A 22,851-nucleotide genomic window follows, 5' to 3' on the forward strand; every position below is an offset into this window, starting at 1 on the left:
GGGTTTGAGTGAGAGGATCTCCGCTGGGAATGGCTTATACGTTTAGAAGCACCTTAGCGGATAAAACGCTCCAGAATCTCACCAACACGGACCTTACCTGCTTCAGGCGAGTAGTTTTCCTGCCAACGCCAGAACAGCTCGGAGGTTCGCTCCGCCAGCTCTTCAGTCTCCTCACGGATTTCCTGACCCAGCTTCTCAATCGCCTGAGCAAGTGCCTGCGGCTGGTTCACCGGGACGATATAGGGGTAGGAGCCGTTGCCACCCACAACCTCCATCAGAGGTGCAGCATCGCTGATAACGACAGGGATGCGCGCGCTCATCGCTTCAGCAACCACAAGTCCAAAGGACTCTTCAGCACCAGCCGAGGGGACAACCAACATATCAATGTTAGAGAACAATCGGTCCGGAGTGGTCCAGCCCAAACGGGTGCTGAACGGTGCGACACGAGCCAGAGCAGTCTCAACCTCAACACGGCCCTCTTCAGAAGCAAAGACAGGCTCGCCACCGATGATGAAATCGTAGATGATCTCATCCTTGTTGAGAATGCTCAACGCCTCGCACAGAGCAGGAATACCCTTAGCAGGAGTCAGACGACCCAAGAAACCAACACGCAGACGACGATCGCCAACGTGATGGTCCAGCTCAGTTGAGACACCGTTGACCCAGTTAGCGAAAACCTCGCTGCCAGGGCAAGCACGTGCGACGTAACGGCTAGGCACCAAAGTAACCGATGCATTACGACGAGCGAACGGTACCAGCTTGGCATTGATACCAGTAGCGTACTGATGCAGGTGTACGATGCGGTTCTTACGGCCACCCGTTGCTACTGCGGGAACCAGACCATTGCACCAAAGCAGGACATCCTTATTCTGGGCATGCCATGCACGCAAAGCAAGCATGTACTGTGCGCGATTCTTAGCAGGCAACATAATGCGAGGGAAACCCTCATCCGCGGCAGCTTCCATGAGTTGCTTCGGTTCCGAGGGGCCCACAATGGTGACCTTGTACCCGAGGTTACGGGCTGCGCGGGCAATGTTCAGAAGCATAACCTCGCCGCCACCAATATCACCGTTATTGGTAGCAATATACAGTTCTTTCTTCATTGTTCTACTCCTAGAGCAATTCACAAGGGGAATGTTGTTTTGTCCTTCTAGAGAACAATCCAGACTCCCCCGGATACGCCAGAACAAGGCGCTTCAATAAGCGGTTCAGCAGATAGTTACACGACGCTCACGATGCAGAGAAAATAGGCACCCAGATCAGAAACGATCCGTGTGTACTTCCTCTACCCCTCACGTGCACCCTGCGCTATTAGCGGCTGGTCTTTAGATTCCTTTGCATCACGAATCTCAATTCGTTCGTCAAAGCCCTCGATACTCGCCTCGTCATGGCCGGTGCCCAGACGCTGTTCACGCTCGAGCAACAACACACGCAAAGCCAGTCCGCAGGCAACAGCCCACGGCCAGGTGTAGAACACCTCACCCAGACGCGATGCACAAATCATGATGGCAACGCCTGCACCCTGCACAACATAAAACTTTGCGGGCAGGGTCTTCTGACCGCTAAATACGTTCACGATAAAGAGAACAGTAATAGTGACAACCAGAATCATCCAGGGCCAGCCGCCCTCAACCAGGGCAGACCAGTATGAATTGTGGAAGAACCAGGTCTTCGAACCAGTATGTGCCAGATATACATACGCTTCGCCCAAGCCCTGCCCGAAGAAGCCAGCAGCCTGAACCTTAATCTCAGATGCCTGGTCAATCAGTGAACGAAGCGCATCGGTACCGGTACGATCTGCGAAGGCACCAGAGTGCGCGTAGTCGCTGGTCAGAATATCGATCAGCCAGTACAGGGCCACACCCAAGGCAATGCGGCCGAAAGTCTTCATACGGTGAGCAATAACGATCCAAATCAGACCCGCTGCATACGCCGCGATAGAGGTACGAGAACCCGTAGCCCACAATAGCCCGGAGAAGACCACTATGGCGAGGATGACCTCAATCTTATTGCGGGCAAAACTCAGGATTAGCAAGCCAAAGAGGCAATACACCAGGCCTGAGAAGTTCTTATCGTTCAGCCAACCAGTCAGGTAGCCGTAGTAACCGGTCACCGGAGCAAAACCAGCAAAATAAGCTACCGCGTTGAAAAGAATAGCTGCCGAATAGCCCAGAACAATGGAACGAATATGCAGTCGGCCTGCGGCAATAGTCCAAATCAGCACTGTTGCAGCCACAAGACGAAGCAAACGTCGAGTCCAGTCCGACGCATCCTCCGAGTGGACACCATTCATCGAGACAATTGCGAGGTACCCCATCGCAATAAACATGATGGCACGCAGACCCGAAAAGTGGCTCACGTCAAAAGTCGGTTTACGGGTCAAGCCGTATAGTGCCAAGACAATAACAACCACCTGGTTAAAGGGCAGACCGATACCAGCAATAGGCGTAGCGAACAGAAGCATGAATGCCATGATGAACTCAGGCATTCGAATCTGGCTACTCTGATGGCGGACATACTCGCTACCGCGAGACACAGTTTCAGAGAAACGCGAAACCTCAGGCTTCTCAGTAGGTTCATTCAAGTGCGCGTAAACCTGCGAAGTCTGGCTCATCATCGGCCTCCTCGAAGTACACGTGCGTAAATATCAACTGTCTGAGCAGCCATCTGCTCGTTCGAAATCCAGGTGAAAGGCTCCGAATCGTCCTTCTGCAGTTGCTGACGCATCGCCTGCAGAACGTCCTGGGTCAGAGTTGCGCTCTGACGGTCCACCAGCTCGTCGGCGCCCAGAATCTCCGGGTTACCACCCACCGCGGTAGCCACAGTCTTCAGGCCCGCAGCCTTAGCGTCCAGCAGAGTGTAGGAGCAGTTCTCCCACACCGACAGCTGAACAATCATGTCGCTACGGCCCATCGCCTCAATCGGGTTAACGAAGCCGCTGAAGGTCACCGAATCGCCCAGGTTCAGACGCTGAGCCTGAGCCTGCAACTCGGATGCCAAATCGCCAGAGCCCGCAATCTCAAGATGAGCCTTCGGGTACTCAGCACGAAGCTGCGCAAAAGCATCCAACAGCACGTCAATACCCTTCTCAGGAGACAGACGAGACAGCGAGAGAATACGCGGACCCCCCTCAGAGGGAACACGCTGCTGCTCAACAGCCGCATGTACCTCGGGGATATCCACGCCGTTATACACCAGCTCCACGCCACGAGCGCCCCACTTGGCGCGCATCTGATCAGCGGTAGAACGAGAAACAGCAATCGCCTGATCGGTACCCCACAGGCGCACACGGTGCACGGTCTCCATGAGCTTAGAACGCCAGGAGCTACCGTGGTACACCGAGTCGTTACCGGCAATACCGTGCTCAGTGGTCAGAAGCTTCGGCACGCAGGTACCGCGCTTGATAACGCTACGGATGCGCAGAGCATTCACCACAGCGGTTGCGACGACGTCCGCATATGCGAGGTGGCTGTGCACAATCTCCGGGCGGAGCTGCTCAATAGCCTTCTGCAAAGAAGCAAAAGAAGTCTTAAAACCGTAGTCGGGACCGAACTCAGCCTTGATGACGGTGACGCCCAGTTCCTCAAGACGGCTCGTGAGCTTACCCTCGGGTGCGAGAACCACCAGGTTAAAGCCGGGGAGCCCGGCACGTGCCATATCGACAACGTGCCGAGCTACTCCACCAAAATCGGGAACCGGAACGACCCACAGGGCCGTGGGAACTCCGTTTGAATTCATGAGTGAGTGTCTACTTTCTACAGCCACTTCTCGAGGCGGTCCAGCGCGGTGAAGAAGCCTTCACCGTTGTTGATGTGGCCCTGCCAGATTTCGGGAATGAAGGATGCCTTCGGTGCCAGCTCACGCAGCTGCTTGCCCAGGGATGCCCAGTCGACATCGCCTTCGCCAACCTGAACGCCCTCACCGTCAACGCCAGTGCCGTCCACCAGGTGCAGGTGAATGGACAGCGGTGCCAGCTGCTCAACAGCCTCCGACAGCGGAATGTTCAGGAAGTTGCAAGCAAGCATGGTGTGAGAGATGTCCAGGCAGAGCGCGGTGTCGAATGCACGCGAGAACTCTGCGGTGTCCTTCGGATCCAGGAACAGGTTGTGGTACTGCTGACCACCCATCAGCCAGGGGTACGGGGGCAGAGTCTGAGCCGCCAGGCGGACGCCGGATGCATCCAGACGCTTCAGGGCCTCACCGATACGCTCGTACTTCTCAGCACGTGCAGCAGCGGGGATGTGCTTGTCCTTGGTGAAGCCACCCATGGTCACAACCATGACCGGGTCCTCATCTACGGTGAAGTAGCGGGTCAGGTCACGGGTGATGTCGATGGTGCGCTGAACCTCAGCGATGGAGCGCTCCCACACCTCGGGGTCCTTGGAGGCGAGGTCCACCAGGAAGTCACCTGCGAACAGGTCGGGCAGGTGGGTGGTGAAGCCCATGTCCAGCTTGGAGTCAAAGACGTCGTCGATGTTGATCTCGAGGTCCTTGTAGGAGAAGTGGAACTCCAGGAAGTCCGGCTTAGCCTCTTCAATCAGCGGCTTGTAGTCGTGGTAACGAACCGGCAGACCCCAGGGGCGGTCGAACTTGAAGTCGCGGCGGGTCACCAGGTCATCCTTCAGGTCACCCTCGAAGAAGAACGAGCCTTCTTCAACGTCGCGCTGCATGGTGCGGCCCAGCAGCTGCGGCAGGTAGTTCGGCTGCAGACCGCGGCCGGGGGACTTCACAGCAACGTCAGCCTCGGTCACGACCTCACCCTTAGCAATGTGGCGGGTAGCAACCAGGGACTTTGCCAAGTTCACGCGGTTCATCAGCTCACCGGTGGACACCTCGCGAGGAGCAGCAGAACCAATAGCTGCCTCAACCTCACGAATCTGCTGGACCATCGCCTTGAATTCTTCAGGTAGCAGGGAGACGGTGTGGTCGTTACCCTCGAGGGTCTTGTCGGTGGTGAAGTGCTTCTCAATGATCTTCGCGCCGCGAGCAACAGCAGCAATCGGCACGTGGTAGCCACGCTCGTGACCGGAGTAACCGACCAGGCACTGACCGATCTCAGCCAGGCGGTCCATGTATGCCAGGTTGACGTCCTTGAAGGGTGCCGGGTATGCGGACTGGCACTGCAGCAGAGCGTAGGATGCGCCAGCGTTACGCAGCAGGGCAACCGACTCGCGGATTTCCTCTTCGCGGCTCATACCGGTGGAAACCAGCATGGGCAGACCGCGGGAAGCAACGTCGCGCAACAGCTCATGGTTGGTCAGGTCAGCAGAAGCAATCTTCATGCCCTGGATGCCGTAGTCAACCAGCGCCTGAACGGAGGGTGCGTCCCAGGGGGTGCACATGATGTCCATGTCGTGCTGCTTGACGTGGTCGAAGACCTCGTACATCTGGTCAACGGTCAGGGAGAAGCGGGACAGCAGATCCAGGGTGTACTGAACGCCCAGGTCCTCACCTGCGGTTGCTGCGCCGCGCTGGCGGTACAGAGCGTCCATGTCACGCAGCTGGAACTTCACAGCGTCCGCACCGGACTCAACAGCCAGGTCCACCAGTTCCTTAGCGAAGTCAACGCTACCCTGGTGGTTGTTACCGATCTCAGCAATGATGAAGGAGGGGGAATCCTCGCTGATGGTGTGCTTACCGATGCGCAGGACGTCCTGCTCGTCCATTGCCAGTGCCACGAGGTGACCGCGCTCGTCGGTCAGCGGAACGTGGTTGATGCCCTTCGCGAAGTATGCGCGCAGGGTCTCGGGGTCAGCGTCAGCCGGTGCGGTCTGCGGGTTGGTGTTCGCAGCGTCCAGAGCGCTGGTCTCCAGGGATGCGGTCGGGTTAGCGATCAGCCAACGACGGAAGTCGCCGTCAGAGAGCGAACCGCGCAGAATACCGGACTCGTTCACCAGGAAGATGATGCGCTGGCCGTTAGCAGAAATCTTCTGCAGGGCGTTGAGAATCGGGTCTTCAGCGAAGACCACGTAGGGGGCAATATTGCGTTCAATAATCACGATTTTGACCTTTTCGTTTGAGTGTTTAGTTGAATGCCTGAGTGCCGGTCAAGCCGGGAGCGGCAGACGAGGTACTGCCGCTGGTGAAGGCTACTTGCCTTCGGCCAGGATCTGAGTGAGCTGGTGCTCTGCCACGGAGAAGTCAATCGGTGCGTCAATGTCGACGCCCTCGACCTCGTCCAGCATGAACAAGTCAATGGTACCGCCGGGGTAACCCGCAAGGCGGTTATGGTGGTCCATGTACACGTGAGTCTTGGTGATGTACATCGAGCCGTTCTCGCGGTAGCGGAAGGTTTCCTTGGTCAGCTCCTGGCGGCGAGGGCGATGCATAATCTCGAATGCCGCGGTGGGCTCACCGTCTGCGTGCCAGGTCCAGATGAACGGACCAATCGGAATCACACCGACCATGGAGTCCTTACCGTTCTCAGCGAACTGGCGGACCGCACGAGCCAGGGTACCGGGCAGACGCACGGGGCTGGTTGCCTGCAGCAGCATGACAGCCTCGGGTTCCCAACCGTTCTCGGTGTAGAACTCGATGGCGTGCTCAATGACTGGCTCGGTTGCAGTGGTATCTTCAGCCAGGTGTGCCGGGCGAATGAACGGCACCTCGGCACCGTACTCGCGGGCGATATCAGCCAGCTCAGCATCGTCGGTGGAGACGACAACACGCAACTCGTGCTCGCCGGCGACTTCTTCCTTAGCAGCCAGTGCCTGCTCGATAGTCCATGCAACCAGCGGCTTACCCGCGATAGGACGCAGGTTCTTACGCGGAATGCCCTTCGAGCCACCGCGCACGGGAATGACGCAGAGAATACGCATTATGCCTCCAAAGTTTCAATCATGAGCTCGGCGATGCGACGCGCGGGCTCCTTATCCGGCTGAATCGGTGCGGGGGTCGGTTCCTGACCCCACTGGTTCATGCCGTAGCGATCCCAGAATTCCACCAGCCATGCCGGCGGTGCCGGGTGGTACACCCACGCCGGGATACCGCGGATTGCCGCCTCCAGAACACCGGTAGAGAAAATCGACACGACCGGGTTCGGTACCTCGTTCAACGGAGTGCCGGAGCGGTCAATACGGATGCCTTCCTTCTCCCACAATTTATGGGTCAGTACTGACAGCTTATCCTTCTCGCTCGGGTGCGGACGGTAAACGCCGCCGAACTTCTTCAAGAAGGAATGCGAAGCGTAGGCGAAGGATGCGCGCGGAAGCTCCGCACCGTGCATCTGGCCCAGGAAGATGGGCTCCAGGTCGTTCTGCTTCTGTGCCTCAGTGCCAGCGGCCTTCTGGGCTGCCAGGTAGAGCAGCTGCGAACCCACCGCGTGCGTGGTCACGTCTCGGCGACCCGATGCCCAGAATTCTGCGTCAGCTTCGCTGAACGCCAGCAGGGTGCAGCCGACCGGCAACGGCGGAGCCTGCGGCACCAGCAGGCCGTGCTGAACAACCCAGTACTCAGCGCCGATCGCGCGAGAGAACTCGTAGGCTGCCGCGCCACGAGCCAGGTAATGGCCGAGAGAAAGGACCACGCGTACACCGGGCAGGAGCTCCTGCAGCTCGTCGGCGGTTATCTCACGTTCGGTCCAGGCATCGCGGCCGTAACGCTCGGTGGCGTATTGACCGTTGAGGTACTCCGAGGCGTCCTCGGGGACCCACAGGGCCACGCCCACGTTTTCGAGGTGCTTGAGAGGCTCCAGCAGGGAGTTGCGACTTGTCGGAGAGAATGAATCGAGCACAATGAGCACGCGCGGTACCGCGCCGCGGGTGTATAGTACACCGCCGACAGGTGCCTCTTGTTCCGCCGCGCCCCCGCGCAGACGACCAACGAGGCTACGTGCCTCGGTCTTAGCCCAGCGCAGGGTGTTCTGCCGCTTCTGCCAGGCAGCCCAAGCATCAATGTCGAGGGGATAGGTTAGGCCCATAGCTGCTCCAAAATCTTCACACGCTGATCGAAAGTGTGCTCAGCCAGAGTACGCTTCTGACCGGCTTCACGAATCTGACGAGCCCACTTAGGGTCACGGAAAATACGGGTACAAATCTCGATGAGCTCATCAATGCTCTCGTAGACCAGAACCTCTTCACCCGGAATGTAGTAGCGGTCCACGTCGGGGCGGTCAATCACCTGCAGAGCGCCCACACCGGGAGCCTCGAAGGTGCGCATGGTGAAGCCATCCTGGTTATTGTGGATGTTCAGCGTTGCCGGGGAGGACGCCATAATGCCGTACGCTTCAGAGCGGTCAATATCGCGACCTGCGGGCACGCCGGAGTCCTTGAACTGCTTAGTGCGCAGAATGTCGTAGGGGTGACGCGACCAGGCACGACCGTACGCACGCACCGGCAGACCGGCAGCGACCAGCGCCTGCAGGGTCTCCTCACGGTTGGGGTACTTAGCGCCCACAAAGTTGATGGAGTCCTCACGCATGGGAACAACCGGGCAGTGAGTGTCGTAGGCGTTAGGCATGTCGAGCACCTCAAAGCCCTGCTCGCGCAGGTGCTGCGCATCCAGCGGGCTGTAGCTTGCCAGCGCGCCCAGGTGGTGCAGGTCCTCTTCGGTGTAGCTCATACGGCGCATTTCGTCGTACAGCCAGGTGCCGTAGCGAACGCCGGAGGTCTCCAGCAGGTCCCACCATTCGCGGGAGAGCATATCGCCCTTAATGACCAGCACAATATCGGGGCGGAACTCGTTGAAAGCGTCGATAGCCTTACGAGTTGCCTGAGCCGCAAAGCTTTCGGGGCGATACTTCTCGGGTAGCTCGTGGGCAAGCTTGTTGAGGATGCGCTCGGGCAGAGTACCCGGGGCATCGTAGATGTGGGTGCGCACTTCATATCCGTGCACTTCCAGGGATGCTTGAATTGCCTTCCAGTACCCGTGGAATGCGGGTGAGAGCAGTAGAAGTTTGGGCTGAGTCATATGAGGATTGAATCCTGTCGGCGTTTGCTATAAGAACCCGCAGGGCAGAACCGTGCGGTGCTATGTGTTGGAGTGAAGAGGATCGGAAAGTTTCACCTCTAATTTGAGGTAAAACATACCTATTGAAATTTTACAACGAAAGCAGGAGACGACACACTCGAGTGCACTGTGTCGCCTCCTACGTTCTATGTGAACCTTCATATGAAGAAGGCAACAAATCATGCGGAACCATCACGGTAAATTCCGGCGGTTTCACACCTAGTTCTCGCGGCGCTCTGCCTTGACAATACGCTCCAGCTCGGTGGCAAGGAAGCCACGAGCGTCCACATCCTTATTGCGCAGGCCGCGCACCGAGTTCACCGCAAAGTTTGCGTAGCTGGTAGCGCGCAGAGCAGCAGCAAGCTTCTTCTCCCAACCCCACTTATCCGCATAAATGAAGCGGGCGGTGGTCAGCCACTGCACACGACGCTCGGAGGGCGAAGATCCGCCACCCTCGTGGGTTACAGTCACCGAAGGAATCAGGTAGCGGTCCACGCCAGCGTTCGAGAGGCGGTACTGGAAGTCCACCTCTTCGCTATTCATGTAGAATCGCTCGTCCATCCCGCCGAGGCGGTTGAAGGTTGCGCGGGGCACGACCATGCACGCGCCCATAACCCAGTCAACCTTCGCGTCGGAGGTGCCGGTGCATGCCTCAACGTCGTGGCCAACGCCACGGTGCCACCAGTTGGTCGGCTTGAAACGAGCCAGCGGGGTGAACCATTCCCACGCAATATGCGCTGCGGTGGGGAATTTACGTGCCACCCACTGCTGCTTGCCGTCGTGGCCAATGATCTGCGGGCTAGCCAGCACCTCGCCGTGGCGTTCCACGGCTGCGAGCATGCGCGAGACGAAGGTGTTATCCAGCTCCAGGTCGCTGTTGAGGATGAAAACCCATTCACCGGTCGCGGCAGCGACACCGGAGTTCACTGCCTTACCGAAACCACCGTTGACGGGGCGGCGGACCACGGTCACGCCCTCAACCTCGGGGAACGGGGTGGGAGAAACGTCATCAGAGACAACGATCTCGATATCGGCGGGGTCAATACCCTGCTGAGCACGTAGCGTGTCAATAATGGCGAGAACCGGCTCCGGCTCGCCATAGAAAGGAATAACCGCAGAAACGCGGGGAGTATGAGTCACAATATGTCCTTTGAGTGAGGCGCCTGAAAATCACAAGCGATAGAAGGCTAAATATGGGGGCGACCGTACCTATATCTCTATACGATCACCCCCATAGTTTCAATTAGTCGGGCAGCTGGCCCAGGCGAACGAGGTTCGCAAATTCTTCGTTTGCCGTCTGAACTTCCTTGAAAGTTCCCTTATTGGCGATGCGGCCCTGGGAGAGGTACACCAGCTGATCAACGTTACGCACCGTGGAAAGACGGTGAGCAACAATAATCACGGTAATCTCCTTGGAGATGCGGTTAATGGTCTGAGTAATCTTGTGCTCAGTCTCATTGTCCAGTGCACTGGTTGCCTCGTCCATAACCAGCAGGCTCGGGTTGCGGTACATTGCACGCGCAATACCCACACGCTGACGCTGACCACCGGAAAGACGGTTACCATTCTCGCCAATCGGAGTGTTGATGCCGTCTTCCAAGGTCTCGACAACGGGCATCAGCTCCGCCAGCTCAAGGCAGTAGATCACACGGTCATCATCAATGTGCTTTTCGGGGATACCGAAAGCAACTGCCTCACGCAGAGTGCCGTTACCTAGGTAGGGGTCCTGAGGGACGTAACCAATCTTCTGGTACCAGGAATGCAGGTCAGCGTGGATGTCCTTACCCTGGCTAGAAATCGTACCGCTCGTCGGGGTCAGCAGACCAAGAATCAAGTCAACCAGAGTAGTCTTACCCGAACCGGAGCCACCCACGAAAGCAACCGAGGTACCAGCCGGCACATCCAGCTGAATGTCCTTGAGAACGTCCTTATCACCATCCGGGTAACGGTAGACCAGGTTGTCAATCTGAACATCCACGGGGTCAATTCCCGAGTTGATGATGGTTGCCGGATCAATTTCATCCTTGAACTCAACCATCTGCAGGCGCTGCTCTTCGGGGCTCATCGAGCGGATAACCTTAGCAACCTCTTCGCTAGCGAACTCGTTCGCACGGATACCGCCCAGGGAGGCAATCATACGGGTCGCATTCGGAAGGATGCGGATACATGCGGTTGCGAAAAGCATGAGGGAAGGAAGACCATCAGCGCCCTGAGTCGCGGTCACCAAAGCCAGCAGACCAGCGATACCCACGATGAAAATAATTTCAAGCGAATACTTGGGGAAGTCGTTCAGGAACGAGAGGTTAACATCGCTTTTAACGCTTCGTACTGCGGGCTCGCGGTACTGCTCGATAGCAGCCTTGTGTGCATTCGTAATACGAATTTCGCGGAAACCCCTGATGTCGTCCAGCAGGAAGCGCAAAGCGTCTCGACCCGCACGTGCCGTTATCTCACCATACTTCGCGTTACCGCGGCGCAAGAAGAACTGCATGATAGCGATGGTGATGCCGAAGTATGCGAAAGCAACCAGCGCAGGAATCGGCATGACGCACAGAATCATGATGAGCAGCACGATGATAGACAGGAAATCGCCCACAAAGTTAATAATCGATCCCACAAAACCGCGGTACGCAAACACCACGTAGGTGCTAATCAGGTACGCGGTTTCTTCAGGCTGAGACTTCTTGTGGTTGAAGTAGCTATCCTTCATGTAATGGTTGAGGATAGTCGTCGACGTCGCCAGCTGCTGGTAGCCGGTGAACTTCAGGCTCCAGCGCTTAAAGAGGAGCGCAGCGATACCCTTAATCACAAAGGCGAGCACCAGGACAATACCCAAGTAGAGCACCAAATCAGAACGCTGAGGGTTGCCGAAGATATCAGAAAGTACAGCCAGGTAGCCGGTAATTTCAGCACCCATCGCAATATTCACGATGGGAAGAATGGCCGCAACACCGACCATTTCCATCAAAGATAGGAGGAACAGGCCGATCAGGTTAAAGACAAGTAGCGTAAAGCTTCGTCCCGGGAATAGCAGGCGAAGCTTAGTATAAATACTCTTCATTGGTCCTCGTTGGTGAGTGTACTCGCTGGCCCCTGAGTGAGAAGAAGACCAGCATTTCACGCCAATTCTAGCACGCACCCTCTAAACATTTTCAGCATCAAGCATGTACTTTTGGTCATCTTTAGTCGCTAGAAGAACCTCTAAATCGTAGATAAAACACAAGACATTTAGGGGTATTTGCCACACGCAGGAAAAGGAGCCGTTGAAGGTGCAAGTAACTCGGTATGATAGATACTATTCATTCAACCAACCCGACACTTCCGGCTTCCCTGTTCACTGTTGGGTACGTCAATTAGAAAAGGCTTTTTGATGGGCATCTTCAACATTAAGTCCCTCAAGGACAAGTACGCGTGGGGGTCCTCCGAGGGCAAAACCAACTCCGCAGAAACCGCCGAGGCGCAGCCGGCAACCGTTGCCTCCCCCTCCGCAAATATTGCTGACGGAGTCCGCTCCCTCATTAAGAGCAACCCCGAGCTGGCGGGCAAGAACCGCCGCGGGGTAGCCAGCCGTACCATCACCCCCGATGGTTCGCTCCGCGAAGCCCTTAAAGACTACGAAACCCACTCCCCCGCCGAAGTGGCTGCGCAGGAAGTCACGCCTGAAGAAGAGCTCAGCGCCGACGGTACCGCAACCGTCTCCGCGCAGCCTCTCACCCACACCAACATCAAGGCTGCCCCCGGCGACATCCTCGACGCGGACAGCAATCCCACCGGCCCCAGCATCATCCGCGTGGGTCTGCACAACGCACCCATGGTCGATGCCGAAGAGCTCGCCAACCCCGAAGAAGCCAACAACCAGAGCGCAGCAAAGGCTCAGCCTTCCCCCACTACTAGCTCCCGAGGCGAGCGCACCCCGCTGTTCAAGCTCTCCCCCAAAACCCTCAACCGTACCGGCAGCACGAGCGGCGACGGCCCCTTCGAAGCCGTCTTCGTCTGCACCGGCAATATTGCCCGCAGCGCATCCGGCGAGGTCATCTCCAAGCACCTTGCCGCCGAGTACGGTCTGGAAGACAAGTGGATCTTCTCCAGCGCAGGCACCGGCGCCCTCGTCGGTCACGGCGTCTACGAACACGTAGCTAACGAGCTCATCAAGCGAGGCTATAACCCGGAGGGCTTCGCATCCCGCCAGCTCAACGAACAGATCATTGAGAATGCCACTATCATCCTGGTAGCGGAGAAGGTACACGCTGACTGGATTGTGCGCGAGTGGCCCCAACACCACTCCAAGATTAAGCTGCTCAAGCAGGCCGCACGTATCCGCGAGGAAGCACGCCGCGCCGAACCGCTGTCCTACCTCTACTCCTACGGCGCCCGCCCGCTCGATACCGACAGGCTGGAAGACCCCTACCGCCGCGGCCCCGCAGCTGCTAAGGTCGCAGTGGACGAGGTGGAGCAGTCCCTGCACGTGATTCTGCCCTGGCTTGCCCAGGCACACCGCTAAGCTCACACCGCTAAATATACGAGGCTAAATACAGCGCTAACCCGGCTGGAACAGAGTATCTGTTCCAGCCGGGTTAGCTTTAGCCTCTATAGCAGAAAGTCCCCCGCCGACAGTAGTCAGCGGGGGACTTTCTTTAAGCTTTAGTAGCTTAGTGATCGAAAATCTCGGTCACAGAACCCTCGTCGAAGACCTCGCGGATAGCGCGAGCAATCAACGGAGCGATGGAGAGAATAGTCAGGTTATCGAACTGCTTCTCTTCCGGCACGGGCAGGGTGTTGGTCACGACGACCTCCACAGCACCGCACTGAGACAGACGCTCAGCAGCCGGGTCAGACAGAACCGGGTGAGTTGCCGCGATGATAACTTCCTTCGCGCCCTTGTCCATGAGGACCTTCACAGCGCCGGCGATGGTTCCGCCGGTGTCAATCATGTCGTCAATCAGCACGCAGGTGCGGCCCTCAACGTTACCCACAACGGTCTTGGAGACCGCGTGGTTCGGAACGTTGATGTCTCGGGTCTTGTGCACGAATGCCAGAGGTGCGCCGTCCAGCAAGGTGGCCCAGTGCTCAGCCACGCGCACACGACCGGTGTCCGGAGAAACCACGGTCACATTCGACAGGTCCTCAACGCGCTCACGGATGTGCTTAGCCAGCACCGGAATTGCGAACAGGTGATCCAGCGGGCCGTCGAAGAAACCCTGAATCTGCGAGGTGTGCAGGTCCACGCACATCAGGCGGTCAGCACCAGCAGTCTTGTACAGGTCAGAAATCAGACGTGCCGAGATAGGCTCACGACCCTTGTGCTTCTTATCCTGACGAGCGTAGGGGTAGAAAGGAGACACCACGGTAATAGAGCGAGCGGATGCGCGCTTGAGCGCATCAATCATGATGAGCTGCTCCATGAGCCACTCGTTGATGGGTGCCGGGTGCGACTGAATCACGAAAGCGTCCGCACCGCGCACCGACTCCTCAAAGCGAACGTAGGTCTCGCCGTTGGCGAAGGTGTATGCGGAGGTGGGCAGCAGGTCGTGGTCAAGTGCCTGTGCAATCTCCTCGGCAAGCTTGGGGTGTGCTCGACCGGAGACCACTACAAGCTTGCGCTCACCGGGGTTGGTAATCTCGCTACTCATGGTGTTGTTCTTTCCTCGAATTAGGATTCTGCCGGTTCCTGCGCGCCAGCAGCCTTAGCGGCCTCGGCGGGTTCGGTACCAGCACGGTTCTTCAGGACCCAGCCATCGATGGTGCGCTGGGAAGTCTCAGAGTAGGCGAGGGCGCCCGCAGGAACATCCTTACGGATCAGGGCGCCCGCGCCGGAGTACGCACCGTCACCGACGGTAACAGGTGCAACGTAAATGCCTGCGGAGCCCATGCGAGCATGAGCACCAATGACGGAACGGTTCTTCACCAGACCGTTGTAGTTCGCGAAAATCGAGCCAGCACCAATGTTCGCGCCCTCACCGATGGTGGCGTCACCAACGTAGGACAGGTGCGGAATCTTTGCGCCATCACCAATCTGCGAGTTCTTAGCCTCGCAGAAGGTGCCAAGCTTAGCGTCCTTGCCCAGGGTGGTACCGGGGCGCAGGTATGCGAAGGGGCCAACAGTTGCGCCTTCACCAATGACCGCGCCGTGACCGTGAGCGCGGATGACGGTAGCGTCAGCCTCAACAGTCATGTCGGTCAGGGTGGTGTCCGGGCCAATAGTCGCGCCGGTAGCAACGGTGGTGGAGCCGTGCAGCTGCACACCGGGCAGCAGGGTCACGTCGTTCTCAATGGTGACGGTAACGTCAATCCAGGTGTTCTGCGGATCAACAATGGTCACACCGTTACGCATGTGCGCCTCAAGGATGCGGTTGTTGAGCATACGACCCAGCTGAGCCAGCTGCACGCGGTCGTTAGCGCCCTCAACCTCCCAGCGGTCCTCAATAGCCAGAGCGGAGGTGCGGTGGCCCTTCGAACGAGCAATGGACAGAACGTCAGTAATGTACTTCTCACCCTGTGCGTTATTGGTGGTCACCTCAAGCAGTGCCTCACGCAGGACAGCAGCATCAAAAGCGTAAATACCGGAGTTAATCTCGGTGATTTCGAGCTCTTCGGGGGAAGCGTCCTTCGCCTCAACAATGGCGGTGACTTCGCCAGCCTGGTTACGGACAATACGGCCGTACGCGCCGGGCTCATCCACGTGGGTGGTCAGCACGGTGACAGCGTTCTTATCTTCCTCGTGGAAAGCAATCAGTTCACGCAGGGTCTCGGGGCGCAGCAGGGGAACGTCGCCGTAGGTCACCAGAACGGTACCGGAAACGGTTTCCTGAGCATCCAGAGCGTTCAGACCGACCTCAACAGCGCGGCCGGTACCGGGAATCTCATCCTGGTCAACAATGGTTACTTCAGAATCAAAAGCCAAAACGTGCTCAGCAACCTTATCGCGCTGGTGGCGAACCACAACAGCAAGACGCTCAGGGTTCAGGTCGCGTGCAGCGGCGACAGCGTGCTCCACCATGGAACGACCACCGATACCGTGCATAACCTTGGGGGTAGCGGACTTCATGCGCGTACCAGCGCCTGCGGCGAGAACAATCACTGCAGAGGGTGCCAGTTCAGTATTCACTGGGAAGACTCCTTAGACGAGGTTGTAAGAGTGAGGAGTGAGCGCGGACCGCCAACTCTCTATCAACGGTGCCGTTGAGTGCTTACGCTCCGCCACTAGGACTCGAACCTAGACAAACGGCTCCAAAGGCCGCTGTGCTGCCATTACACCATGGCGGATTATCCATACATCACCGGTAAGTCCTTTAAAAGTTCCCACCGTCATCAGCCGCCTTTTGGGCACAGAACAGCGCAATGCAGGAAATGCTTCCCTCAGTTTATCAAATATCTGTCCTCAACCTCGCCGCGCACCCAGGCAAAACCCCGCGGCATTTCTCAACACTGCAGTAGCCCCTCATCAAAGCTTCGGGCGCTACTTGAACCGAAGACTCACCCTGTACCCTAGAAGGCGTGGCACATCTACTTGGCGGCGAATCGCTGCACCTCGAATTCCCTACCCGAACCATCTTTGAAGGCATCACGGTCGGCCTGAACGAAGGCGACCGCATCGGCATTGTCGGCCGCAACGGCGACGGCAAGTCCACCCTCATGAAGATTCTGGCCGGCCGGCTCGAACCGGACTCCGGCCGCGTTACCGTGCGCGGCGGCACCCGCATCGGCTACCTCGACCAGTCCGACGTACTCGACGACGACCACACGGTCGGCTACGCGATTGTGGGCGACACCCCCGAATATGAGTGGGCGTCGCAGGCGCGCATCCGCGACGTTATCTCCGGTCTGGTCTCCGACCTGCCCTGGGACGCGCCGGTTTCTTCTCTTTCTGGCGGTCAGCGCCGCCGCGTAGCGCTCGCCTCCCTGCTCGCGCAGGAGTGGGACGTGCTCATGCTCGACGAGCCCACCAACCACCTGGATGTCGAGGCCATCACCTGGCTCGCCAACCATCTGAAGTCCCGCTGGCCCAAGAACGCGGGCGGCCTCATGGTCGTCACCCACGACCGCTGGTTCCTCGACGAAATCTGTACCGATACCTGGGAGGTGCACGACCGCATCGTCGAGCCCTTCGAGGGCGGCTACGCGGCGTACATTCTGCAGCGCGTGGAGCGTGACCGTCAGGCGGCCGCAGCGGAGGCAAAGCGTCAGAACCTGATGCGTAAGGAACTCGCTTGGCTGCGCCGCGGTGCGCCCGCGCGTACCTCCAAGCCGAAGTTCCGCATTGACGCTGCGAATGCCCTGATTGCGGACGTTCCGCCGGTACGTGACACCGTGGAGCTGAAGAAGATGGCGGTCTCCCGCCTCGGCAAGGACGTGGTGGACCTCGAAAACGTCTCGGTCACCTACGACGACCCCTCGCTGCCCGACGGCAAGCGCCCCGTGCTGAAGAAGGTCACCTGGCGTATCGCTCCCGGCGAGCGCACCGGCATCCTGGGTGTGAACGGTGCGGGTAAGTCGACTCTGCTTTCGCTGGTGACCGGCGACCTGAAGCCGACCGAGGGTCGCGTTAAGCACGGTAAGACCGTGAAGATTGCGACCCTCACCCAGCAGCTCGACGAGCTGAAGGAGGTCGAGAATGACCGTGTATCGGATGTGATTGGCCGTAAGAAGCGTAGCTACATTGCAGACGGCAAGGAGCTGTCCCCCTCGCAGATGCTGGAGCGTCTGGGCTTTACCAGCGCTCAGCTCTCCACCCCGGTCAAGGACCTTTCAGGTGGTCAGAAGCGTCGCCTGCAGCTCATGCTGATTCTGCTGGACGAGCCGAACGTGCTGATTCTCGACGAGCCGTCCAACGACCTGGATACCGATATGCTCGCTGCGATGGAGGATCTGCTGGACACCTGGCCGGGTACCCTGCTGGTGGTCAGCCACGACCGTTACCTTATGGAGCGCGTGACCGATCAGCAGTATGCCGTGATTGACGGTTCGTTCCGCCACCTGCCCGGCGGTGTGGACGAGTACTTGGCGCTCTCTGCAGCCGGTGCTGGCGGTTCTGCCGCCGGTAGCGCACAGGCACGTGCCGCCTCCTCGGCGCAGGCTTCTGCTGAGCCGGATACCCCGAAGGTCTCCGGTGCCGAGCTACGTGCGGCACAGAAGGAATCTGGTGCGATTGAGCGCCGCCTCACCAAGCTCACTGCAGAGCAGGAGAAGCTCTCCGAGCAGATGAGCGCACACGATGCCTCGGACTACGCCGGTTTGGCGGCACTCGGCGAGCAGCAGCAGACCCTTCAGGATGAGATTGACGAGCTAGAAATGCGCTGGCTCGAGCTCTCCGAACTGCTGGGCTAAGGTCTATAGACATAGAAAAATGCCGGTTCTAGATTCAATCTAGAACCGGCATTTGTGTATATATTCACCCCTCCGCAACAGCGGTAGCTATCGGCTTGAGCGTACTTCGCCATGTAATCTGCCGTCTTCGCCGTGGATGTCAAAACAACAGTGTCTTTACTAATGATGCAGAACCGCACTGACCGCACTCACAGCGTGGTTGCCCGTAGCGCGAAGAGCGGACGCAAGAGCCTCCGCCTGAGCCTGCGAAGAAACCAGCAGCAGCACCGTCGGACCGGAACCGGACACCAGGGACGCATACACGCCCTCGCTATCGCGCAGGTTCAGGGTCTGTTCCAGCTGCGGGGCGCAGGACAGCGCGGGAGCCTGCAGGTCGTTACGCAGCAGGGGTGCTAGGGAGGCGAGCGCCGCCTCCGAACCGTCATAAGAGTTCAGAGCATCCAGAAGCTCTTCGGGTTCCACCAGCTCGCCGGAGGCGGGGTACAGACCCGAAGCGCGGCCCGCGTCCAGATGCTTGAATACGCTGGGGGTTGAGAGGCCAAACTGCGCGGCGACGATCACCAGATGCAGAGGTTCCTGAGGCGCCGCAACGTTCTGCAGCTCGGTACCGGTCCCATGCCCCAGGGCGAGAGTCTGCCCGAGCGCGGCACGCACGCTAAAGGGAATATCGGCGCCCAGCTGCGCGGCAAGACGTTCGTAATCCGTCTGGGTCAGTAGCGCGCCGGTACGACCGGTGGCGTGCAGGTGGCGGTCCGTGGCGATGAGAGCCGCCGCCGCATCCGCTGAGCCGCCCGCCATGCCGCCTGCCACAGGCACAGCCTTTGCAATATGCAGGTGTAGCGCCGGAGCGGAATCAATACCGTGCTCAGCAAGAATTAGCTTGGCGGCACGGTACACGAGGTTCCGCTCATCCATCGGCACATCGGCTGGGTCGAACTGCCCCGCCTGCATCTGCTGATCCACCAGGGAGCCGGGCACAATATCCATGCTCAAGGTCAGCCCGGGAACAGACCCTTCAGAGACCGTAATGGTTTCCGTCAGAGAGACCGCCGCAAAAAGCGTAGTCAGCGGGTGGTAGCCGTCCGGGCGGACGTCCCCCACAGCAAGGTACAGATTGACCTTGCCGGGAGCATCAACCGAAATGGCAGTCTGGGAGGCGGTACTCATCAGCGCATACACCTTTCGCGCGGGAACTCGCGTGAGAACGTCAGTGAAAAATTCAGAGCAGGTAGAAGCTACTCCGCAGCGGGCGAAGCTACTCCGCAGCAGGCTCAACCGGGACAGTCAGCGAAGCCTCCGCAATGCGGATAAAGCCGTGAATATCCAGCTTCTCACCGCGCTCCGTCGGAGCAATACCTGCCGCCACCAGAATCTGCTCCGCACGCGCACCCGAGCCCGCCCAGGAGCTCAGCGCGGCGCGCAGAGTCTTACGACGCTGAGCGAATGCCGCATCAATAATCGTGAACACCAGGTCGCGGTCCACGGTAGAGAGCGGCTCATTGCGCATGCGGAAGCCCACCAGACCCGAGTTAATCTTCGGCGCAGGCCAGAACACGTTCTTACCGATCACGCCCGCCTTATACACCTCGGCATACCAATTAGCCTTCACCGAGGGAACACCGTAAATCTTCGAACCCGGGGTCGCCGACAGGCGGTCGGCAACCTCGTCCTGAACCATCACCAGGGCGTGACGGATGCTCGGGAACTGCGCAAAAAGATGCAGAAGAACCGGCACCGCCACGTTATAGGGCAGGTTCGCCACCAGGGCATCCGGGGTACGGGGCAGCTCAGTCACCTTCAGGGCGTCCATCAGCACCACGTCAATATCGCCCGCCTTCTGGGGGCGGAACTTCTCAATCGTGTGCGGAAGCTGCTGAGCCAGCGGCGGGTCAATCTCAACCGCCACCATGTCCTTCGCAGCATCCAGAATGCCGAGGGTCAACGAACCCAGGCCCGGGCCGACCTCCAGCACCGTCTCCTCCGGTGAAATCTCTGCCGCGTTGACAATACGACGAATCGTATTGGGGTCAATCACAAAGTTCTGCCCAAGAGTCTTCGTCGGACGAATACCGAGCATCTCGGCAAGCTCGCGAATCTCAGCAGGGCCGAGCAGGGGCAGATCGTTCACAGCGTTCCTTCACATAGGTGGATGGTGGGGAGGTTACAGTTTAGATTACCGCGAGAAACGCTGCTTTACCTCATCAAGAGTGGCTTCCAGGGCGTTCTTAGCGTTTGTAATACGCTTCTTCGGAGCCAAAGCAATACGCAGTCGATCCAGAGGACCAGTACCGTGCTGGAGGCTATTCACCTTATCCAGATGACGCTTACCGGATTCCAGGATGACGCTACTGCCCTCCCAGCCGCACAGGCCCGGCTGCACAAAACGCACGTCCACACCCCACTGCTGGTACAGCTTGTAATCATCAGCCACGGTGCCCGGTACCTTGTCCTCAAATTGCTTGAGCAGCAGCTCAGCGCCCGAACGGGAAATCAAATACAAGCCGGTGCAAATCAGGGGCCAGGTACCGTACGGCTTACCCATACGGTACTTACCGTGCACAAAAGGAGACAGCAGGGACAGGCGGATGTATTCCACCTGCGGGTTCAGCTTGCCGGCATCATTTGCAAAGGAATCGCTGAGGTTTACCAGGTGCACCTGCGGGTACTTCGTGATGATTGCGTTCACGACCGCCTCAGCATCCGGAGAAATAAGGATGTCGTCTTCGGCAATCAGCGCCCAATCGGCGTCACTTGCAACAAAGTCACGCCACATATTCACATGGCTGAGCATGCAGCCCTTCTCCGCGGGGCTAGGGTCACGATGCCAACGGCTACGGAAAAACTCAACGTCAAATTCTTCATCAGCGACGTGATTGTCGCGGTTATCCACCGCAGAATAACGGACAAAACCCTGCGCGGGAACACCCACTGAATAAAACGAATCGAAACGGTTCGCGCCATCCAGGCCCAGAACATACTTCAGAATCTTTGCCATATTTTTTTCCTTTCAATAGCTCATCCAGAAAACCTAAGCAATAGAAGATCGCAAAGGTTAATGATGAGTTTTCAGAACAACAGACCACCTGCACGACAGAAGGGGTCATCCATCTTAAAAATCAGTGCGTAATGCGTAAATGGCATGAAGTCTGAATATTGAGCGTGTGATAAATACGCACACTACTGTGCAACGTAGAAAGAATTCTATCATTCACCATGCACCAATCTCAGGTGTCCGCAGGTTAAAACGCGGTACGACACGCGTGTACCGGTGCACAGCAAAAACAAGCCCCTCCCTACCGCATACACACGATAGGGAGGGGATAAACGACAGGGCAGAAGACCCACGTATTCACATTTTTATGTGATGACAGTACCCCAATCCATCTCTGGGTTACCGTCTCTGGATTATCGTCCTAGACGCTGCTTCACATCTTCGAAAGTGGCATCCAGAATATTCTTCGCGTTCGCAATACGCTTCTTCGGCGCCAGGGCGATGCGCACCCGGTCGATAAAACCGGTGCCATGCTGCGTGCTCTTGAGACTTTCCAAGTGACGAACGCCAGAAGTTTGAATGAGGCTGGTGCCTTCCCAACCGCACAGGCCGGGCTGCACCAAATATATGTCCACTCCCCATTCTCGGTAGAGAGAATAATCATCAGCAACAACGCCGGGAACCGTCTCGCCATAACATTCTACGAGTCGTTCAGCTCCAGAACGCGAAAGAAGATACAAGGCAGCACCGTACAGAGGCTTTGAACCATAGGCACTACCCATACGGTACTTGCCGTACACAAAAGGAGAGAGCAACGAAAGACGGGGGTAATCAACCTGCGGGTTGAGCTTGCCAGCTTCAGAAGCGTAGATATCGCCCAGGTTAACCATCTGCACGTGAGGATACTTTTCAATAATCCTCTCCACTACAGGCTGCAGGTCAGGGGAAATGAGGACATCGTCTTCTGCCAGCAAAGCCCAGTCGGCATCTGAAGCGAGGAAGTCCTTCCACATGTGGTAGTGGCTCAAAGCGCAACCCTTTTCGGCAGGCCTCGGCTCTTTACCGTAACGAGCCAGGAACAGTTTGCTGTCGAATTGTGCATCAGTGACGTGGTTATCACGGTTATCCACCGCAGAATAACGCTGAAAACCTTGAGCGGGTGCCCCCACCGAGAAGAAAGAATCAAACCGGTTAGCGCCGTCCAGTCCCAGAACGTATTTCAGAATTTTTGCCATGAGTTTCCCTTTACTGTGGCACACCCATACAGTCCTTATCAGAAACGACAGAAGCCATGCATGAGTGCCGAGTGATGACTTGGCAACGACAAACACAAAGCGCGCCGAAAATATGCGCGCGCGATAACAAATTGCTTAGTCAGTGAGCGATGAATTGTATGTATAAAGATACACTATCACTCAAGGGAAGATAGCACCCGGCAATTGGCATACAGCCCCTTGTTATGTCTCGCACGTTACGTGCGCCCTCCCCAGCTAGAGCTGAAAACGGCAACAAAAAAAGCCCCTCCCTGCCATGCTGAACTGCCTCCCGTTTCTTGGACAACAAAATTAAAGTCCAGGAAACGGGAGGCT

General features: G+C 57.8%; 17 protein-coding genes and 1 tRNA gene. 2 read left to right on the forward strand and 16 right to left on the reverse strand.

The genetic code is table 11. The features are described 5' to 3' along the window. Positions 1–53 precede the first annotated feature (53 nt). From RWZ58_RS06590 to RWZ58_RS06630, 9 genes are all read right to left on the reverse strand, one after another. Positions 54–1,103: a glycosyltransferase family 4 protein gene (locus RWZ58_RS06590; RefSeq protein ID WP_314658081.1), complete on the reverse strand. Its 1,050-nt coding sequence runs from the start codon at positions 1,101–1,103 to the stop codon at positions 54–56. A 182-nt stretch (positions 1,104–1,285) separates the two neighbouring features. Next, positions 1,286–2,617 carry an O-antigen ligase family protein gene (locus RWZ58_RS06595; protein WP_314658082.1) on the reverse strand — a complete coding sequence of 444 codons (1,332 nt, stop codon included), beginning with the start codon at positions 2,615–2,617 and terminating at the stop codon, positions 1,286–1,288. Further along, the gene (locus RWZ58_RS06600; RefSeq protein WP_314658083.1) at positions 2,614–3,738 is read right to left on the reverse strand and encodes a glycosyltransferase family 4 protein; all 1,125 of its coding nucleotides are present in this window, start codon (positions 3,736–3,738) and stop codon (positions 2,614–2,616) included. The genes RWZ58_RS06595 and RWZ58_RS06600 overlap by 4 nt, the downstream gene beginning before the upstream one ends. A 17-nt stretch (positions 3,739–3,755) precedes the next feature. Further along, positions 3,756–5,999: an N-acetylneuraminate synthase family protein gene (locus RWZ58_RS06605; protein WP_070600621.1), complete on the reverse strand. Its 2,244-nt coding sequence runs from the start codon at positions 5,997–5,999 to the stop codon at positions 3,756–3,758. Positions 6,000–6,089: 90 nt separating this feature from the next. Further along, a complete protein-coding gene (locus tag RWZ58_RS06610) occupies positions 6,090–6,818 on the reverse strand; it encodes a cytidylyltransferase domain-containing protein (protein ID WP_070600619.1) in 729 nt (242 codons plus the stop codon). Further along, a complete protein-coding gene (locus tag RWZ58_RS06615; RefSeq protein ID WP_314658084.1) occupies positions 6,818–7,918 on the reverse strand; it encodes an RNA-binding protein in 1,101 nt (366 codons plus the stop codon). Before RWZ58_RS06615 ends, RWZ58_RS06610 begins: the two co-directional genes overlap by 1 nt. Next, entirely contained in the window at positions 7,909–8,907 is a 999-nt protein-coding gene (locus tag RWZ58_RS06620; protein WP_314658085.1) for a glycosyltransferase, read from the reverse strand. The genes RWZ58_RS06615 and RWZ58_RS06620 overlap by 10 nt, the downstream gene beginning before the upstream one ends. 258 nt (positions 8,908–9,165) lie before the next feature. Next, positions 9,166–10,086 carry a glycosyltransferase family 2 protein gene (locus tag RWZ58_RS06625; RefSeq protein WP_314658086.1) on the reverse strand — a complete coding sequence of 307 codons (921 nt, stop codon included), beginning with the start codon at positions 10,084–10,086 and terminating at the stop codon, positions 9,166–9,168. 103 nt (positions 10,087–10,189) lie between these two features. Continuing rightward, positions 10,190–12,007, reverse strand: coding sequence for an ABC transporter ATP-binding protein (locus RWZ58_RS06630; RefSeq protein WP_314658087.1), 1,818 nt, complete (start codon positions 12,005–12,007; stop codon positions 10,190–10,192). A 309-nt stretch (positions 12,008–12,316) separates the two neighbouring features. Between RWZ58_RS06630 and RWZ58_RS06635 the strand changes: the two genes are divergently transcribed. Then, positions 12,317–13,447 (forward strand): phosphotyrosine protein phosphatase, encoded by a 1,131-nt coding sequence (locus RWZ58_RS06635; protein WP_314658088.1) that lies wholly within the window; start codon positions 12,317–12,319, stop codon positions 13,445–13,447. A gap of 148 nt (positions 13,448–13,595) precedes the next feature. Here the strand turns inward: RWZ58_RS06635 and RWZ58_RS06640 are convergent, their stop codons facing one another. The 3 genes from RWZ58_RS06640 to RWZ58_RS06650 form a co-directional block, all read right to left on the reverse strand. Continuing rightward, the gene (locus tag RWZ58_RS06640; RefSeq protein WP_314658089.1) at positions 13,596–14,576 is read right to left on the reverse strand and encodes a ribose-phosphate diphosphokinase; all 981 of its coding nucleotides are present in this window, start codon (positions 14,574–14,576) and stop codon (positions 13,596–13,598) included. 20 nt (positions 14,577–14,596) lie between these two features. Further along, positions 14,597–16,051 (reverse strand): bifunctional UDP-N-acetylglucosamine diphosphorylase/glucosamine-1-phosphate N-acetyltransferase GlmU, encoded by a 1,455-nt coding sequence (glmU, locus tag RWZ58_RS06645; RefSeq protein ID WP_314658090.1) that lies wholly within the window; start codon positions 16,049–16,051, stop codon positions 14,597–14,599. An 87-nt stretch (positions 16,052–16,138) separates the two neighbouring features. Then, a tRNA-Gln gene (locus RWZ58_RS06650) sits at positions 16,139–16,209 on the reverse strand. A gap of 231 nt (positions 16,210–16,440) precedes the next feature. On the opposite strand from RWZ58_RS06650, the gene RWZ58_RS06655 reads away from it, so the two are divergent. Then, positions 16,441–18,270 carry an ABC-F family ATP-binding cassette domain-containing protein gene (locus RWZ58_RS06655; protein WP_314658091.1) on the forward strand — a complete coding sequence of 610 codons (1,830 nt, stop codon included), beginning with the start codon at positions 16,441–16,443 and terminating at the stop codon, positions 18,268–18,270. Between the two features lie 159 nt (positions 18,271–18,429). Here RWZ58_RS06655 and RWZ58_RS06660 read toward each other — a convergent pair whose 3' ends face one another. The 4 genes from RWZ58_RS06660 to RWZ58_RS06675 form a co-directional block, all read right to left on the reverse strand. Next, on the reverse strand, positions 18,430–19,437 hold the full coding sequence (locus RWZ58_RS06660) for a 4-diphosphocytidyl-2C-methyl-D-erythritol kinase (RefSeq protein ID WP_314658092.1): 1,008 nt from the start codon (positions 19,435–19,437) through the stop codon (positions 18,430–18,432). Positions 19,438–19,525: 88 nt separating this feature from the next. Beyond that, positions 19,526–20,398 (reverse strand): 16S rRNA (adenine(1518)-N(6)/adenine(1519)-N(6))-dimethyltransferase RsmA, encoded by an 873-nt coding sequence (gene rsmA / locus RWZ58_RS06665; protein ID WP_314658093.1) that lies wholly within the window; start codon positions 20,396–20,398, stop codon positions 19,526–19,528. Between the two features lie 45 nt (positions 20,399–20,443). Continuing rightward, positions 20,444–21,265 (reverse strand): glycosyltransferase family 25 protein, encoded by an 822-nt coding sequence (locus RWZ58_RS06670; RefSeq protein ID WP_314658094.1) that lies wholly within the window; start codon positions 21,263–21,265, stop codon positions 20,444–20,446. A gap of 410 nt (positions 21,266–21,675) precedes the next feature. Then, positions 21,676–22,497 carry a glycosyltransferase family 25 protein gene (locus RWZ58_RS06675; RefSeq protein WP_314658095.1) on the reverse strand — a complete coding sequence of 274 codons (822 nt, stop codon included), beginning with the start codon at positions 22,495–22,497 and terminating at the stop codon, positions 21,676–21,678. Positions 22,498–22,851: the final 354 nt, after the last annotated feature.

Source organism: uncultured Rothia sp. (assembly GCF_963544205.1).
Lineage (GTDB): Bacteria > Actinomycetota > Actinomycetes > Actinomycetales > Micrococcaceae > Rothia.

Excerpts from the sequence above, each read along its gene's own strand:
- RWZ58_RS06590 (WP_314658081.1), bottom strand. The coding sequence starts at position 1,103 with ATGAAGAAAGAACTGTATATTGCTACCAATAACGGTGATATTGGTGGC.
- RWZ58_RS06595 (WP_314658082.1), bottom strand. The coding sequence starts at position 2,617 with ATGATGAGCCAGACTTCGCAGGTTTACGCGCACTTGAATGAACCTACT.
- RWZ58_RS06600 (WP_314658083.1), bottom strand. The coding sequence starts at position 3,738 with ATGAATTCAAACGGAGTTCCCACGGCCCTGTGGGTCGTTCCGGTTCCC.
- RWZ58_RS06610 (WP_070600619.1), bottom strand. The coding sequence starts at position 6,818 with ATGCGTATTCTCTGCGTCATTCCCGTGCGCGGTGGCTCGAAGGGCATT.
- RWZ58_RS06615 (WP_314658084.1), bottom strand. The coding sequence starts at position 7,918 with ATGGGCCTAACCTATCCCCTCGACATTGATGCTTGGGCTGCCTGGCAG.
- RWZ58_RS06620 (WP_314658085.1), bottom strand. The coding sequence starts at position 8,907 with ATGACTCAGCCCAAACTTCTACTGCTCTCACCCGCATTCCACGGGTAC.
- RWZ58_RS06630 (WP_314658087.1), bottom strand. The coding sequence starts at position 12,007 with ATGAAGAGTATTTATACTAAGCTTCGCCTGCTATTCCCGGGACGAAGC.
- RWZ58_RS06635 (WP_314658088.1), top strand. The coding sequence starts at position 12,317 with ATGGGCATCTTCAACATTAAGTCCCTCAAGGACAAGTACGCGTGGGGG.
- RWZ58_RS06640 (WP_314658089.1), bottom strand. The coding sequence starts at position 14,576 with ATGAGTAGCGAGATTACCAACCCCGGTGAGCGCAAGCTTGTAGTGGTC.
- RWZ58_RS06660 (WP_314658092.1), bottom strand. The coding sequence starts at position 19,437 with ATGAGTACCGCCTCCCAGACTGCCATTTCGGTTGATGCTCCCGGCAAG.
- RWZ58_RS06670 (WP_314658094.1), bottom strand. The coding sequence starts at position 21,265 with ATGGCAAAGATTCTGAAGTATGTTCTGGGCCTGGATGGCGCGAACCGT.
- RWZ58_RS06675 (WP_314658095.1), bottom strand. The coding sequence starts at position 22,497 with ATGGCAAAAATTCTGAAATACGTTCTGGGACTGGACGGCGCTAACCGG.